At 51.7% G+C, this 15,525-nt stretch carries 14 protein-coding genes; 5 read left to right on the top strand and 9 right to left on the bottom strand.

Annotation, left to right across the window (positions count from 1 at the left end; translation table 11 throughout):
• Positions 1-55: 55 nt before the first annotated feature.
• Positions 56-892: an SWIM zinc finger family protein gene (locus H6F75_RS16445; protein ID WP_190753554.1), complete on the top strand. Its 837-nt coding sequence runs from the start codon at positions 56-58 to the stop codon at positions 890-892.
• A 69-nt stretch (positions 893-961) separates the two neighbouring features.
• Here H6F75_RS16445 and H6F75_RS16440 read toward each other — a convergent pair whose 3' ends face one another.
• Together H6F75_RS16440 and H6F75_RS16435 are read right to left on the bottom strand one after the other, a co-directional pair.
• The gene (locus H6F75_RS16440; RefSeq protein ID WP_190753553.1) at positions 962-3,265 is read right to left on the bottom strand and encodes an FdhF/YdeP family oxidoreductase; all 2,304 of its coding nucleotides are present in this window, start codon (positions 3,263-3,265) and stop codon (positions 962-964) included.
• 127 nt (positions 3,266-3,392) lie between these two features.
• A complete protein-coding gene (locus H6F75_RS16435) occupies positions 3,393-4,625 on the bottom strand; it encodes a proprotein convertase P-domain-containing protein (protein WP_190753552.1) in 1,233 nt (410 codons plus the stop codon).
• A 546-nt stretch (positions 4,626-5,171) separates the two neighbouring features.
• On the opposite strand from H6F75_RS16435, the gene H6F75_RS16430 reads away from it, so the two are divergent.
• Positions 5,172-5,483, top strand: a complete 312-nt coding sequence (locus H6F75_RS16430; RefSeq protein WP_190753551.1) for a hypothetical protein — start codon at positions 5,172-5,174, stop codon at positions 5,481-5,483.
• Between the two features lie 287 nt (positions 5,484-5,770).
• Here the strand turns inward: H6F75_RS16430 and H6F75_RS16425 are convergent, their stop codons facing one another.
• From H6F75_RS16425 to H6F75_RS16400, 6 genes are all read right to left on the bottom strand, one after another.
• Positions 5,771-7,501 carry a hypothetical protein gene (locus tag H6F75_RS16425; RefSeq protein ID WP_190753550.1) on the bottom strand — a complete coding sequence of 577 codons (1,731 nt, stop codon included), beginning with the start codon at positions 7,499-7,501 and terminating at the stop codon, positions 5,771-5,773.
• Positions 7,502-7,567: 66 nt separating this feature from the next.
• On the bottom strand, positions 7,568-7,933 hold the full coding sequence (locus H6F75_RS16420; protein WP_190753549.1) for a hypothetical protein: 366 nt from the start codon (positions 7,931-7,933) through the stop codon (positions 7,568-7,570).
• Positions 7,934-8,569: 636 nt separating this feature from the next.
• The gene (locus H6F75_RS16415; RefSeq protein WP_190753548.1) at positions 8,570-9,709 is read right to left on the bottom strand and encodes a potassium channel family protein; all 1,140 of its coding nucleotides are present in this window, start codon (positions 9,707-9,709) and stop codon (positions 8,570-8,572) included.
• 342 nt (positions 9,710-10,051) lie between these two features.
• Complete coding sequence (locus tag H6F75_RS28855) at positions 10,052-10,405, bottom strand: GFA family protein (protein ID WP_279308311.1); 354 nt, start codon at positions 10,403-10,405, stop codon at positions 10,052-10,054.
• A 235-nt stretch (positions 10,406-10,640) separates the two neighbouring features.
• Positions 10,641-11,411, bottom strand: coding sequence for a CHAT domain-containing protein (locus H6F75_RS16405; protein ID WP_199303984.1), 771 nt, complete (start codon positions 11,409-11,411; stop codon positions 10,641-10,643).
• Position 11,412: 1 nt separating this feature from the next.
• Positions 11,413-12,261 (bottom strand): hypothetical protein, encoded by an 849-nt coding sequence (locus tag H6F75_RS16400; protein ID WP_190753545.1) that lies wholly within the window; start codon positions 12,259-12,261, stop codon positions 11,413-11,415.
• A gap of 665 nt (positions 12,262-12,926) precedes the next feature.
• Here H6F75_RS16400 and H6F75_RS16395 point away from each other — a divergent pair.
• The 3 genes from H6F75_RS16395 to H6F75_RS28850 all read left to right on the top strand — a co-directional run bounded on the left by H6F75_RS16395 (position 12,927) and on the right by H6F75_RS28850 (position 14,542).
• Positions 12,927-13,223: a hypothetical protein gene (locus tag H6F75_RS16395; RefSeq protein WP_347710664.1), complete on the top strand. Its 297-nt coding sequence runs from the start codon at positions 12,927-12,929 to the stop codon at positions 13,221-13,223.
• 550 nt (positions 13,224-13,773) lie between these two features.
• The gene (locus H6F75_RS16390; RefSeq protein WP_190753544.1) at positions 13,774-14,136 is read left to right on the top strand and encodes a hypothetical protein; all 363 of its coding nucleotides are present in this window, start codon (positions 13,774-13,776) and stop codon (positions 14,134-14,136) included.
• Positions 14,137-14,287: 151 nt separating this feature from the next.
• Positions 14,288-14,542, top strand: a complete 255-nt coding sequence (locus tag H6F75_RS28850; RefSeq protein ID WP_347710679.1) for a type II toxin-antitoxin system HicB family antitoxin — start codon at positions 14,288-14,290, stop codon at positions 14,540-14,542.
• Here the strand turns inward: H6F75_RS28850 and H6F75_RS16385 are convergent.
• On the bottom strand, positions 14,461-15,240 hold the full coding sequence (locus tag H6F75_RS16385; RefSeq protein ID WP_190753543.1) for a DUF4058 family protein: 780 nt from the start codon (positions 15,238-15,240) through the stop codon (positions 14,461-14,463). The two genes, H6F75_RS28850 and H6F75_RS16385, sit on opposite strands and share 82 nt — an antisense overlap.
• Between the last annotated feature and the right edge of the window lie 285 nt (positions 15,241-15,525).

Genomic DNA, 15,525 nt, shown 5'->3' with positions numbered 1-15,525 from the left:
TTTTTGCCCTGTGCATAGGCTCGACCTAAAATAAAACCAGCACTGGAGGCCAGCGATGGCAAACTTTAGCCGCACCTGGTGGGGAAAGAACTTTATCGCTGCGATCGAGTGCCTCACCGACTCGGGCCGGTTGCAGCGGGGGCGCTCCTACGCCAGCGGCGGCAAAGTCAAAAGCTTTGAGATTAACGGAGGATTGGTTACGGCCAAAGTGCGCGGATCCGTGAACCCCTATTTTGGGGTAACGACAGAACCGACGTACACTACCATCATCGACTTTGCACCGGTCAGCAAAGCTAAGTGGGTGGCTGCGATCGCCCTCATCGCCTCCAAAGCCAGCCTGATCTCCCGGCTGCTGCTCAACGAAATTCCCTACAACATCGAGGACAGCTTTAAGACCCTGGGGCTGAACCTGCTGCCCGCCAGCGACAAAGACTTCAAGACCGAGTGCTCCTGCCCCGACCACAGCAACCCCTGCAAACACATCGCCGGAGTCTATTACCTGATCGCCGCCGAACTCGATCGCGATCCCTTCCTGTTGTTCGAGCTGCGGGGCTTACCCAGGGAAGAGTTCAAAGCCGAACTGGCCAAATCACCCCTGGGGAAAGCGCTCTCGGCAGAGCTTTCGGCCCAGCAGCGATCGCCTGACCCCGTAGAGCACTACTACACCCAGCCCCAGACCGTTGAAGCGTCGGCCCCCAGTCTAAAGGAGTTTTGGCAGGGAGAGAAGCGCCTGCCCCAGACCAATGAGTCGGCCACGCCGTCGGCTATTCCGGCAATTCTAGTCAAAAAGCAGGGCGATTTCCCCGCCTTTTGGAGCCGCGACAACTCGTTTATCGCCGCGATGGAAAGCCTCTACGATCGCGTCCGCAGCAAAAACAAAGACCGCCTGTAGAACGTAGGGTGGGCACTGCCCACCACCCACCCAGCGCCATTCAGCTTGGGATTTTGGCCCGCACCTCCTCTACACAGCTCCTGCAAAGATCGCCACAGGCACCCGTTTATAAGCAGGAGTCCCAGCCCTTGGCTCAATTCGTGCCTTCATCAACACATTCGCCTCGGGGTAAAACATCAGCGCTGCGCCCGATCGCACCTCCCCAAAAATAATTTCAATGCCGTCGAGCTGACCCGCATCCCCCCGCACGCTCACCCGCTGGTGCTGGCTAAAGCCTGCCCGCTGAGCATCGTCGGGGTGCATCAGAATGCAGTGGCGGTGGGGCATGCCCCGATACTTATCGGCTTCCTTATAAACCACGGTGTTGTGCTGGCCGTAGCTGCGCCCGGTAATCAAAGCCAGCACCAAAGCGGGCTGGGCAGCAGACAGGCCAAAGTCTTGCAATGTAGGCAGTGTCAGGGTAGGCAGCGGCGTCGGCTGCATTTCGGCTTTCCCCGAGGGTGTGGGGAATGTTGGCTCTAGAAAGATGCGTCCATTAATGGTGAACTCGGCGTTGGTGTCGTCAATCTCGCCAATTTTTTCGTAGCCGGGAATGGTTTGGGCAATGAGCTGGCGCACATAGCGGGTGTCGTGTAGCCGTCGCCAGTCAATGGGTTGGTCGCCGTGAAGACGGTGGGCCAGCTCCGCCAAAAAGTCGATCTCCGTCACCAGGTCGGCTTCTTTTAAGTGAGTTTTACCGGGGCTGTTGAACCGCACAAAGTTGTTGCCCGACTCGACGGTGGTCTTGTGGGGGTTCTCGAACCGGGCATAGACCGGCACGATGATGGTATTTTGCCGCGCCAGCCCGTGGAAGTGGCCCTGGTTGGGCTTGGTGGCTAGATAGATGATCGTGTCAATGTTGCCCAGGGCGCGCTTAGCCTGGGTCAGATCGGGGTTGGCGGCGTAGAGGTTGCCCCCTAGACACAGCAGGGTATCGACTTCGCCGCGATCGCTCGCCTCAATCAAAGCGCGGGCATCGTAGCCCGGTTCTCGCTTGAGCGATTTGCCCAGTAGTTTCTCTAGCGCCTCGCGAATGCTGTCTTTGAGGTGGGCCGTCACCCCCATGGAGCCAAAGCCCTGCACGTTGGAGTGGCCGCGAATGGGCATCATGCCCGCACCGGGCTTGCCGATGTTGCCGGTCATCAGGGCGGTGTTGGCGATGCTGAAGATGTTGTCGACGCTGTTGGCCTGGTGAGTGATGCCCATGGCCCAGGCGAAGACCACATTCTGACAGCTGTGAATCATCTCCGCAGCGGCGACAATCTCCGTCAGCGTCACGCCGCAGGTGGCGACGATCGCTTCCCACCCGGTAGCGGCTACCTGCTCAATTACCGCTTGCCAGTTCTCGGTGTGGGCCTTGAGGTAGTCAAACTGCACCCAGCCCCGCTCTAGCAGCACCTTTTGAATGCCCACAAACAGGGCCAGGTCGCTGCCCGGTATCGGCTGCAAAAATAGCGAGGCAATCTCTTCGCCCTGCACCAGCCGCAGCGGATGCGCTGGGGAGCCAAACTTGACCAGGCCCACCTCTTTGACCGGGTTAATGACGAGAACTTTGCCGCCGCGATCGCGCAGTTCAATCAGCTCATTCATTAGCCGGGGGTGGTTGGCGGGGGCATTCGACCCCACCAGCACCACACAGTCGGCCTGGCGCAGACTCTCCAGACTGACTAGCGAAGTGCTCGTGCCAAATACCTTATTTAAGCTGACCGTTGAGGGGGCGTGGCACAGGTCAGAACAGTCGGCCAGGTTGTTGGAGCCCAAGGCTCGCACCATCAGCTGCAACAGAAAGGCGGCCTCGTTGGACGATCGCCCCGAACTGTAAGAGGCCACCCGCTCTGGCGGCAGCGAAAAACCAGCGGTGGTGAGCTGGTAGATCTCCTCCCAGCTAATCGGTTCATAGTGGTCAGACCCGGCCCGATGAATCACCGGAAAGCTCAAGCGACCGAGGCGATCGGCCTCGCGGGAGGTGAGCTGTTGCAGTTCTGAGATGGTGTGGCGAGCAAAGAAATGGTCGCTCAGGCCGGGTTGCAGCTCCGACGAAATGGCCTGCACGCTTTTCATGCAGCGCTGGAGCGGTTCTTCTAACTCGTTGATAAAGCCGCCGTTTTGCCTGCCCGTGCCCCAGGCGCATGATAGACAGGCGCTTTTGTGGAACAGCGTTTGCCAAATCTGCGGCCCCTGGGGCGACAGTGTCTTTTGCGCCCAATATTGAATGATCGGTAGGCCACCGCCGATCGCAGATGCGTTATCAGCGGCGGCTTCAATAGCGGCGCGATCGCTGTTGTTGACAACAGGGAAAGGTGATTGGCCTTCGGTTTGATCAAGCTGGGTCATTGTCAAGCCTCACAGCAGCCATGCCTTCACTATAGCGAGGTTGTAAGTGTGACCCTGTCAGGCCGCATCCCATCGGCAGCAACGTGGTGAAAATGGTAGTGGCCCGAAGCGGTGATAATGACCGCGCTCATTGGGTTTCTACCTGCGGCAGCGTATGAGTGCCTAAAATGCCAGCATCGCACATGCGGCACTGCCGACGGCCATAGTTACCCGCCGTGTGCACTCCCATCACCGCCAGGGCCAGCGCCGATGGCAGGGTGTAAGCATCTGCGGCAGTATAGTTCACCGCATAGCCCAGGTCTTCTAGCGAACCCACCGTTAAACGACTGAGCGGATTTGGCCCCACATTCAAAAAGCCCGTCATCAGCTCATTGCCAAACACGGTTTCTCGCCAGTGGCCATCTCGGGTACCCTGACCCCCCGTATTCTCCAGCGGTACAGGCGTCATCCCCTGGGCCCCGATCAGCGCTGAAAATTCTCGCATTCCGTTTTGACCGACATAGGTCGGGTTGGCCGACCCGGCCCCCACGAGAAGATTCTGAATTTGCCAAATGGTGCCAATCCCAAGCACATGGCCCATCTCGTGAATAATCACGTCGAGCAGACCCCCCTCTGCCTCTAGGCGAGCTAAATCGCCGATATCAAACTCCATCACTCCGGTGATGGGTAGCCTAGAACCGCTGCGTAGGCGGGTCGGCCCGGCCCGGCCCAGCAACCCGTTGGGGCCATCGAGCGACAATCCGCGTGCTTCAATCAAGACATCGTCGATGGTTTCTCCGTTGACTACGGCGCTGGGCAAATCTCCAATAATGATTTCTGACCACCGGGCCGCAGCAACTTCAAAGACGGCGCGTTGGGTAGCCGTTAGCCCCCCTAAAAAGCGAAGCTGAATGGAAAAATCAGACGGGGTCGGCGGCATCGATGATTGATTACCAACCACCACCGCCAAAGACCAGTGGTTGAGAAATCCTCTGTCTAAAAAGGTCTGGTCTTGAATCTGTAGCGTCCAGGTGCCGTTGGGGTCACTGCCTATTAAGGTAGACAAAGGCTGCTGGGGCTGAAATGACCCCTGAAATGGCGCGGCACCCTGGCTGATAAGTATTGCGGCCCCATCATCAAAGGTAGTATCAAAAAAGTTGTCGCCGCTGCCACCCGCATTGCCGACCAGCAAGACAGAGGCTCCGCTGGGGGCGATGAGAGAAATTTGCAGCTCGCTGGTGTAGGTGTGAACTAAATTGATAGTGACGCTGATGCGTTGGAGCGGTCCAGAGAGGTTTGCGACATCAACAGTGGAGCTGACATCTGTGGGTGAAAACTGCGAAATCTGTATCGCCGTTTCGTTAGAGAAAACTTGCTTCATGGGGAGCTAGATGCACTTCAAAACTTCAGATGAATGGTAGCGCCAAGCTGATAGCTGTAGGCGGGGGAAACCAATTGAGGAATGCGGGAGTTTACTGAGTCTGCTCGTGTCGATAACTGAGTTCGAGGGCATTGCAAAAGCTATTGAGACTAGTGAGCAACGCATTGTAGTAGGGATAAGCATCGTCTCGTTTGGCCTCAAAGCAATCGCGCAGATTTGCTTATGAAAATAATCCTTGCTCGAACAGGGATTGCCCCTTACATGAGTTTCGGTGGGCGATGTTGCGTCGCCATCGGTCGATCGCGTTCAGTCATAGTCGGATTTTCTCAACAGCCGCCACCCATCACTATAGCGAGAGCGCTGGAGGCAAGGAACTCAGCCGAAAGATAGAGAGAATTTAAGTCAAACGCCCCTAATAGGCTGTCTGGGCAAAGGCGAGGCGATCGCAGGCAGCATTACCTATTGATCCTTCCCCTCTGAGGGAAGACAAAACGATTTTCTCTTGGCAAACTATTTACGAAAATGTTACTCGGAGGAGATTTTGCTATGAATCATCTGAATAAAATTTTGCTCAGCCTCGCCGTTTTGGGTGTGGCAGCTTTAAACGTGTCTCCAGCAGCGATGGCCCAAATCATTGAGCTGGGGGATCAAGTTGAGTTTGACCTCGGAGGAGACCGCGACCCCGAGCTGCGCCCTCGCCTATCGACTGACGGGAATCAGCTGAATCTTCAAATCGAAGAACAGCCTCAGCCAGAAACCCGCTTACGGTTTGACGGCAACCGCATTGAACTGCGCGAAGAACAGCCTGCGCCCAGAGAGCAGTTCAACCTGACCTTGCCCATTGAGACAGAAGAGTAGTCTGCGATCGCTATAGATCCAAAGATGCGTCTGAAATATCTCGCGTGCCATAACCCAGTTGAGATGTTTCAGTCTGTAGGTTGGGTTGAGCGCATGTAGGCTTTGCCTGCTCGCAGAGTAACCCAACCTACAGCTATGCTCTATTGCACCACTCTCGACTAAATTTCTACCGCGCAGTGCTCCTGCGATCGCGTCTCCCTATACTTACTAATGACTAAGCCAGGGCAAGTTTAAGCGGTGGGCGGAGTGAGCAATCTTGCCGCCCACACGCTAAACTCCCATATCCCTCATTGCGCTGAGGAGATAGACTGAGTTGCTTCCACGGCCTGTACTAATACCTCAGCCGCCCTTTCCCGATCGGAGGTACCAAACAGCCCTACAACCCAATCCTGTATCTGCATTGCGAACTGCGGCCCTGGTGCCTTAGCCTGCGGCTCAGTATATGCACGAGCGATCGCAATCAACGCCTGTGCTCGATGCATCGGATCAGCAATGGATTGCGCCGTTTGCAAAGCAGTGTCGAACTGCCCCTGCTGAGCAAATCCCTCCACCACTGCAGGCAGCATCCATGGGATTTCTTCACTCTGAGCCAGCTGCATGGCTTGCTCCGGTTGCCCAGACGCAGCATAGCCCTGCACGATGTCCGGCATAAATCCCTCAAGATTGCCAGTTTGAACGAGTTGCAAGGCCTGCTCAGGCTGTCCTGCATCGAGATACCCGACTGCCACCTCTGACAAAATACCCTTGACCTGCTGTGCTTGGGCAAACTGCCATGCCTGATCCGGCTGCTTTTCCTGCAAATAGTGTCTGACGATGCCGATCATCACACCGTTACGGTTGGGGTCCGACTGCGCTAGTTCGACTGCCGCCTCTAAATTGCCTGCTGCGGCATAGGCGCTTGCCATATTTCCCAGTGCCGCCTGTCGATAGCTGGTCGGTTGAATTTCTTCAACAATCTGCATGGCTCGTTCGAAATCGCCGATTTCGGCATAGCCAACAGCTACTCGGCCCAGCGCATCCGCATCGGCTTGCCCGTAGCTGGCATCGGGGACGATGGCTTTCCCAAACTGATAGGCTTCTGCCAGTATCGCCACGGCTTTATCATTCGAATCTGCCCGCTGGTAAAGGAGCGCCGCCTCAACAAGCTGACTCACTTTGTCGAGGGGAAACGGGTCTGCGGAACGGTTGCGAATTTTGGGAACGGTTTGATCGAGAAGCGCGATCGCCCGATCATCTGCGCCTAACTCCGTAAACTGTCGTGCCGTCCAAAGCAGAGCACTTCCCTGTAACGAAGCCGTTTCGGGGTCTTCGGTATCTATGGTTGCCGCACTCAGAATGGCCTGTTCCAGTACCGCCTTTGCCGGTTCAGGATGCCCTGCTAGAGTCAGATTCATGCCCATCCTATTCAACACTTGCGTTTGGTAATAGGCATTGTCAATATTTTGCGTTTGGGCCATCGCTTCCTTAATCGTTTGCGCTTGGGCGATCGCTTCCTTTAGTAGCTCGTCCGCTCGCCGAGATTGTCCTACGTTCAACAAATCAGCTGCAATCTCCGACAGGGCATTTGGGTCACCCATCCCACTAGCTAGCGCGATCGCTAACTCAAACTGTCCCTCATCGGACAATTCTATAGCGCGGTTCATTAACGATTCGGTCGGAGAGGTGGCACTGCTGCTACATCCGGTTGCCCCTTGAGCACGGGCGGTTTCAACGGCCTCTGTAACCCGGCGCTTGCCTTCTGCCTCCTGTCCGCTCAGCCAATAGCTACCTGCCACCTTTGCCAAAGAATTTGCTTTGAAGCAGGGTTCCATTGCCTCTGCGGCCTCTAGTGCCTGCTCAGAAATAGTGGTTGCCTGTTGCGAATCACCCAGCTTTGCATATTGGAAGGCGATGTCTGACAGTAGTCTGGCTTGCACATCGGGAGCGGGTAGGGCGATCGCTTGTTTCGGGGTGAGCATCCCAAGAGCGGGCAGGGCGGCCAGGAGGAGAAGTTTGGCACAGAGCACGTTAGATTTCATAGTGACTCGATAGAGATAGGAAGTTTGAGTAAGAGGCTTATTTAGCAATGCACCCTTGATGCTGAATTAGGCCTGAAACGACGAAAAAAGCCCTTTAAGCAACCTTTGAAACAGCCATAGGGTAAGACTGTAAAAGGCAACATTCAGGGCGAATGCCCCAAGATCCGCATAGAAATAATCTTCTGGCCCGACCCTGCCCCAACCACTTGTGGGTGAACCGCCTTCTGCATCTTGAACAAAGGGCAGGGGAAAGCCTGCCTTTTGTTCGCCAAACATGCACTGCCCAATTTGGCAGGATTGAGCATCTGTGCAAATTGTTTTACAATGAGCAGGCTGTTTGTAGCGCAAAGAGGCAATCGTTAGTCCCACTGACATCAAGATGATCAGGGTAATCTTGATTCCTTTACGAGCTAAAAGGTTCCTGCTTGTCATTAAGGACTGATTAAGGATTTGCTCCGGATATAAATAACCTTAGTGCTACGGAACCTAGACGTACCGAATTCAACTTCAACTTTTAATGAGTTTTCATCTTGGATGGCCATTCAAAAAGTTTTAACCTAGTCAAAGATGGTGAAGTTAGATCAACTCGATATATTTGATATCTAGCCCGCTTTCGGTCTTTAGCCTGATCACGCAACCTGTGTGCATGTTCCTGAATGTCAGTGATATCCAAGTCAGGAACCAACTGACCCCAATTTTTCCTAATGGGTGACAAGTTCTACCCCTGTTTTAGGAGGGTGCTCTGTGGCAGCGGGAATTTCGCCGGGCGGTGTTGCGTTGTTATCAGGCCGAGTGCGATCGGTCATTTTGAGGTCCTCGCTACAGCCGCTATGCAGCAACTATAGCGAGAGGAACAGAGATAGGTGTGTAAGCCTCAAGATAAGGAGCTTTGAAAGGGGCAGCCCTATGGAGGTAATCCAGTTGTTTTGTTACTTTAGCAGTGGCAACTCAGTTGAGTTCGTGATTGCCCCTTTATTTGCATTTTCTTTGTCTGCTCAATGATTTTGAACTCTGCTTTTGAGAGCATCAGAACTAAGGGAAGGAAGTCGAATTAAACTGCCCCTTCTGTCAGGATTTGAAGGGGTAATTTCCTGGGTCAAAGAGTGTAGGACTATTGTCATTCATCATGGTGCGCGACAGATTGGGAAATATTTGCTCAGGTTCATAGGCCATATACTTTGTCAATTTCTCTAAATGTGCTGCCCATTGACGACGCATGGAGACATAGGATTCAACGCCTGCTTCCGGATCATCAGTGATTGAAATGCCTTCCATTTTCAAACGTTCTAATGCCTGGTAGTAATGCTTCCGCCATCGAGATTCTTGCAGCTCCTGGGAATGAACTCGAACGCGAGGTAGGAGGGTATGACAGATTTCTTCCAGTAGATGCTTACTACCAAACCAAAGTTCTGCCGCACCTGCTGAACGTATAATAGCGCGGTACTTTTTCTGATCTAAAGCACTGCCAACCAGGGTTGCCACATCCATTGTGAGATACAAGATGCGGGGCAGAGCATAGTAGTCTTGAGGATAGCGGAAGTAGAGCAGCACTGGATAGGATTTATTAGATTCCAGCAGCTGCATCAAATTTTGGGCAGTTTCCGAAATATCCTGATTTAGAGTATTGATATTGTTGTCTGCGGCTAAACGAGCTAAAAGTTCTGCGGAGTTAGCAGTATCAGCGGTGCCGTGATGCAAACTGAGGGCAAATGACTTGCGGCTAGTGAGATTGCTATAAATCGAGGTGACGTAGGAAAGGGTCAGGGTCAGCACTGAGTAACCCAATATGCCTTGCAGAACAAGCAATAATCGCTGGAATGACGTTTGAGGAGTGAAATCTCCTGTACCTAGGGTTGTTAGAGCAAAGCCTACATAGTAAACAGCGGCGAAAAAGTCTGTTGGAGACTTTCCCTCTTTCACTTGAATCGTGGTGCCGAGGGCAGGCCAAACAATTAGAGCAAACCCGACCAGCAGCAGCAGCACCCATACGCCAACAATTGTGACAATGATAGTAGGACCACCGTAGGACAGGAAGCGATCGCGTCGTTTCTTGAGCGGAGCAATGCGGAGAAATAGCCACCAGACGGCTCTCGCAACTGGGATACTCAAGAGACTACTGTCAGACCGGGGATGCAACACGGTCAGAAAAATATCTGCCAATGCCAGCAGAACAATAGCAGTACCAATACTGATGAGGATAATTTGCATGATTGCATGAGCGACATAAATAGCGTGGGAAGGTATGCACCCCTGCCCAAAAAACCAGTAGTTGAACTGGCATGAAATGACGCTCTAATTTACTTGTTTCCTTAATTTTAGAGGCAACGTCATCTTTGAATTGACACAATTTAGAAGTATTTAGAAGAAATATGGATACTTCGTTAATTGATAATCTCTCGGTTTTTTGCCCTCAGAGCTTCTTTTCAACATTCAGAGGCAAGTTTAATAGATTTTTGAAAAAATTGGCTCTGACCTAGGAGAATTCTTTATTTTCTAAGAAATACCTCTTTAGGAGTATGACGAACCATTGGACTAACCAAACATATATAGTTACGATTGTGTGTCCGGTGAGGGAGACTGCGGAAAGTGTGGCAAGTCCTCATTTAGGCAAACCCAGGAGGCTGCGCTTGATGTCCAAATGTCTAGCGCAGGGGCAAAATCGCTTTGGTCGTCAAACGTTGTAAAGCGTATGGATGTGAAATCTGGCATCGCTTCGCCGGTTGTGAACAAGGGACTACCGCAGTTCGAGCAGAAGCTTCGCGTTGTCTGAGAGCCACTTGACGCGCGAACAGAATATTCTTTTGGCGAGCCGGTGACTTTGATGGACTTTGTTGATACGACTACGCCAGATGCGAACGGTGCTCCGCTGGATAGTTGGCAATCACTGCAATGACAATTCAGCATTGCCAGAGGCGTACTGTGACACTCATAGCGCACGGCACCGCAAGCACAGCCACCTGAAAATGGAACATTCATAAAAGACCTCTGTACTTGGCTCTTCGTGGAATTGGTGAATCGGTTGGGTTGGGCTAGCGTTCGTGAAGCGTCTCTCTTGAGAGAAAACCCGGCACCTGTCGCTGAGATTGTTGGGTTTCCTTCGTCAATCCAACCTACAGGAGATTTGCGATTGCGCTCACGACTAAGTTTGCGCTCTTTTTATTAAAACTGGTGTTGAATGCTCATCAATATTTTGCAGTCTAATTTGTACACACCCAAGCTTGTAAGCCTCTTTAATCGTTCGACCTGCTCCTAGAGCCTGATAAAAACCAATAGAGAAAGCAATAGCTGCTTTATCACCAATCGCTTTCTCCATCCCAATGACATAATCAATATGTTTAGCAATAGAATTCGCCTGTTCTTCTGAGTAGCAAGCATTTAGAATTACACAATCTATTTGATTAGAAAACTGCTCAAATAATGCTGCCAAAGCATCAGGTTTAATAACATGAACCTCACCCAATTGATTCTCGAAACATAGTTCGTTGTTAGCTGTACCATGACCCGAAAAATGAACGAACTGTGGGTTTATATCAAGTAATGCTTGACTCATATCTACAGGGCGAAGTGATCCTCGCTCGTGTAGTTCAAATTTCTCTCGCAATTGAGCTAATTGTAACTTCTCTTGAATTTCTCTAAATTCTTCAGCCAACCTTAATCGAGAAGCATTTTTCGGATCAGAAGATAAAAATAATATTGAAAAAATTGATCGGGTAGAAGATATTTTTACAGGCGCACTATAACTAGCAAGTTGCTTATCAATCGAAAAAAGCTCATTCCTAATATCTTCAATTTCCGTAGCTACATGTGGAGGGACAGATATGCCAAAACTAGCAGACTGTAACTCTAGAGTTTGAAGACGCCGCTGATTAGCAATTCGTAATTTCTCAAGATGCTGACGATGATTGTCCATGTTAAACATCCTCCACGCAAATCACTGATTCTTGATTTTCTAATTCACTAGCAAGATTATTAAGGAAATAGTCAAATACTTCTCGATCAGCCTGATAATTCCATACCCTATTAGCGCGAATTAATTGCTTCCCAAACTCCTCTATGTCGAGGCGATAGATTGGAGGCAAAACCACAAGAAATAAACGTAATGCTGTTAGGTGATCTAGCCGAATAGATCGACCTATGACTCGTAAAGAGCCTTCAAATGGATCATCTGATCCCGGAAAAAAGCGAGAATGAGAAATGCTAAGGCTGCTTATATGAATCTCACCCTGAATGATATTGCTAATTTGATCTCGACCGGAATTATTATACTCTGACGTAGGTTCATATACTTTTTGGGCTTCAATTCTCTTCGGTTCCGGCTTAACAGGAAGTCGTTCAAAAAAATCAGTATCAAGGTTAGAAAATGCCTCCTCTGCTAATCCAACGCGAATTTCATTTTCAATCTGATATGCCTTTTCAGGAACTATTCCCATTCTGAGCCGTAGTAGTTCTAGTTCAGCAGATCCTGTCAGTGTTGGCTTCCCTCGTTGCGTATCCCATGCTTTGGCAACCATTACTTTATACTCAGCTTCAACTATTGAAATTTGACCCTCGGCTGCCAATGTCTCAAGCCGAGCCATCTCATCTTCCTGTATATGAATCTGCTCACTTAAGGTGCTAATTTCAGTAAATATTTCAGGAGGCGTACTAAGACCTCTTTGGGCTACTTGTAACTCTAATGGACGCCGCCGCCGAATCAATGCACGCAAAATCTGGCGTTTATGCTCAAGCTCTTCTTCAATCTCTTGTCTCGAAAAGCCCATATCGTGACTCTCAACCTCATTGATCACTAATGTACGGTCTTTCCGAAACTACCGCCCTTTGCCGTCCAACTATGTATCAAGTGTCAGATCCGCTCGATAAGACCCTCCACTCTCGGCATTATCCGTTAGATCTGCAGGACAACACCTGGTTCTTAAGGAATTAAACATTAAATCTGTCGGATAAGTCCGGTATTTCGGGATGTTATCCAGTAGATTTGAGGGTTAAGCATGGAGATTGAGGTTGTTATCCGGCAAAGGTGCTGGATAATATCCCCGGTTTAGGGTTTATTCAGCATCTGCCAATGTCAGTACCCCAACCCCCTAATTGCTCGAATAAGGAAAGCGATTCTCCTCACGCCTTTTCACTACGGTTGACGAGTTGCTTTTGTACAAGTACATTAGTCCACTAAGCCGTTCGCCCAGAGCGGTTGTTACACAGAACTCGAAAACTTTGGCGCTGCCGGAAGGTGCTACCAACACCAACCGACAGCTAACCCCGCAAATCTCGTGGGCAGATTGCGAGGCTAGGGAGATCGTACCCTAGTCACTCCAGTTTGCACGTCAACTGCGGGTGGCTAGGGTTTTCGCGTTCTGTTTTCCTCACCCTTCCACCCCTTGCGGGAGGCAGGGCTTGCTCACCGCAACCAAAAAAGGAAACAGAACCGATGTTTGAATATCTCGAACCAGACGCCAGCGACAACTCAGAACCCGGCTCCCTACCGCTGCCACCCAACTCTGGGGCCAAAAACAAAGGAACTCAGTCTCTAACCCCCGAGAAAGTGCGCCACCTGCTCTACGGCAGTTTGGTAGCCATCGTTCGCGAAGCGTCTCCGGAACGGAGAATCGCACCATCAAAATCCTTCATTTCCTCGGCTACGCCAACCCCAACGACTGGAGCGACCCCATCCCCGTGCCCCCGAGCAGTACCGCAGCAACCGACCACCCCAACCAATGGATGGTGATCATGACCAAGACCCTACTCATTGAGTAGCGGCTCCCAAAGAGACCGAGTGCCTGCTGTTGCCCTGCAAAGTCTTGGGCCAAGACAACAGGCACCCGGTCGCTAAACGCAAATTGGCACAGCTGTTTAACGATCAGCACCCTGTGATCGTTAAACACAGCTCTGTGATCGTTAAAGTGGCACAGCTGTTTAGCAAACTGGCATAGCTGTTTAACGATCAGCGCCTTGTGATCGTTAAACACAGCCCGCTGATCGTTAAAGTGGCACAGCTGTTTAGCAATTTCACCCCGCAACTTAGCTCTCGGACAGGCTACAGCAATCTCTCTGCCCTGCGTTTGCTAGTTTCCCTCCGCCATTTGGCCGAGGTTTAGCAAAAACCTCCTGTTTCTGGTGCGATCGCAAGCCCACCGGGCAGCATTACCTCATAAGACTACGCCGTACCGGTAAAAGAGCTGAGTTTGCAGTTCTACGGCCCAAAATTCCTGAAAATCCGACCTTAAAGCCAAAAACTCAAAAAACACCAAACTCCTAAACACAATGAGGTAACCACCATGGCTATTGTTGATACCAGCCGCCGTCTACCAACCCGCTCCATACTGCAAGATATCGAAGCCTACGAAGGGCTTGCCGCCGTCCGAGAGTACACCGCCCGTCGCCCAGAAGCTTCCGCCGAGGTGCTGCAAGCTAATCTAAAAGCCATGCAGGCCAAGCAGCAAAAAGAAACCGAAATGCTAGCCCTGGCCAAAGCGGCTGCCGACGAAGCCCGCCAAGCCGAGTGGGACTTCCACAATGGCGTAATGGCCATGAAAGCCAATGTACGGGGTACATTTGGCCCCGACAGCCACGAAGCCCAGTCAGTCGGCTACAAGAAAAAATCCGATCGCAAGCGTCCCCGTCGCCGCACGGCAGCTTAACGACTGGCACTCACGCTTTAAGCTTACGACCCAAAGCACCCCGACTTCTTGAAGAAATCGGAGTGCTTTGAAGTCTTTAGACCCGCTGCTGCCCCCAACCTATAATGGTGCAATCAACCTCTGAGGTGATTCCTTCACCATGAGCAACTAGATTTCTACCAACTTCACCATAGAAACTGAGCAAGAAGAAGAAGGTCGCTGGATTGCCGAAATTCTAGAGATCCCTGGTGCTCTAGTCTATGCTGCTAGCCAGCAGCAGGCCGTCGCCCAAGTCAAAGCCTTAGCCCTGCGCGCGATCGCCGACAAGCTAGAACAAGAAACTACTTATAAGGGACTTATTCCCGTCCTATTACGAGACCAATCTACATTGGCTTCAGATAGGGGTGGCACGGGTTCTACCCTATAGTCTAGCTTCAGGTCGTAGCCCGACCTATCGTAAATTTCAGTCAGCAACCCCTGTAGGTCAACCGTAGGTTCTAGGTCGCCCTCACGCAACGGCAGCGAAAACGTTGGAATAGCATGGCGCACGCTAAACGCATAGAGACTTGCGATCGGCCTTTGCTCACTACGGCTTAACAAAATTCGATAATCACTCTGCCCCTCAATTCCAAACACTTCCATCGGTTCATGGGCTCGCAGCAAATCAATCTCGACAAAATGAGTTGCGCTGCTAAGTACTTGCTCTCGCTTGCTTTCATAGGTTTGCCGCCCTCGGCCCGATCGCTTGTTAATTGGCGACAGTAACTCGATTGCCGTCACTACCTCTTTAGTCGTTACCTCGCGCACCTCTAAATACCCCTGCCGCACCGTCAACGGCATTGGCACCCTCACCTGAATTGGTTGAGGCGACGGAGCTACAGCCACAGCAGTCGGCACCACCTCAGTCTGCGGCTTAGCCCTCTGAATCGCTACATCAGGAATGCCCACCAGCAGCGCCTGATCACCACTGGTCTCGTACATGCGCACCTCTACCGAAACCGAATACTTAGGTCGCAACTGCGGGCCTAATGATTCGGCTAAAGCGGCAATCAGCAGCAGGTGAACCCCCGGCCAAATCTCCGGATGCTCTAAGTAAGGGTCCATACCAGGAAAGGGAGAAGCCAACCCAACCTCCTCACAACTGGCGCTACAGCTTACCAGTTCTTTTAGTCCCCGCTCCCCGCAGCCACCCTGTAGGATCGGCTTACGCTGGGATCGTGATTCTATCACTACACTAAAGTGGTGGGTATCGAGAGTAGACTACTCGACCAGCCGCCCATCAGCGCTTTCAACAATGGGTAGAACTCTAGAGGTAATGATGAATTTGTTAGGGTGATTAAGAAGCTACGCAACGATGCCTATGCTGCCCTGCCCTGACTGCACCTCCGAACGGACCGTCAAGAATGGCCA

It is taken from the genome of Nodosilinea sp. FACHB-131 (assembly GCF_014695395.1).
In the GTDB taxonomy this organism is placed as follows: domain Bacteria; phylum Cyanobacteriota; class Cyanobacteriia; order Phormidesmidales; family Phormidesmidaceae; genus Nodosilinea.
Note: the sequence above shows the minus strand (reverse complement) of the source record. Positions and strands in the feature narration are given on the sequence as shown.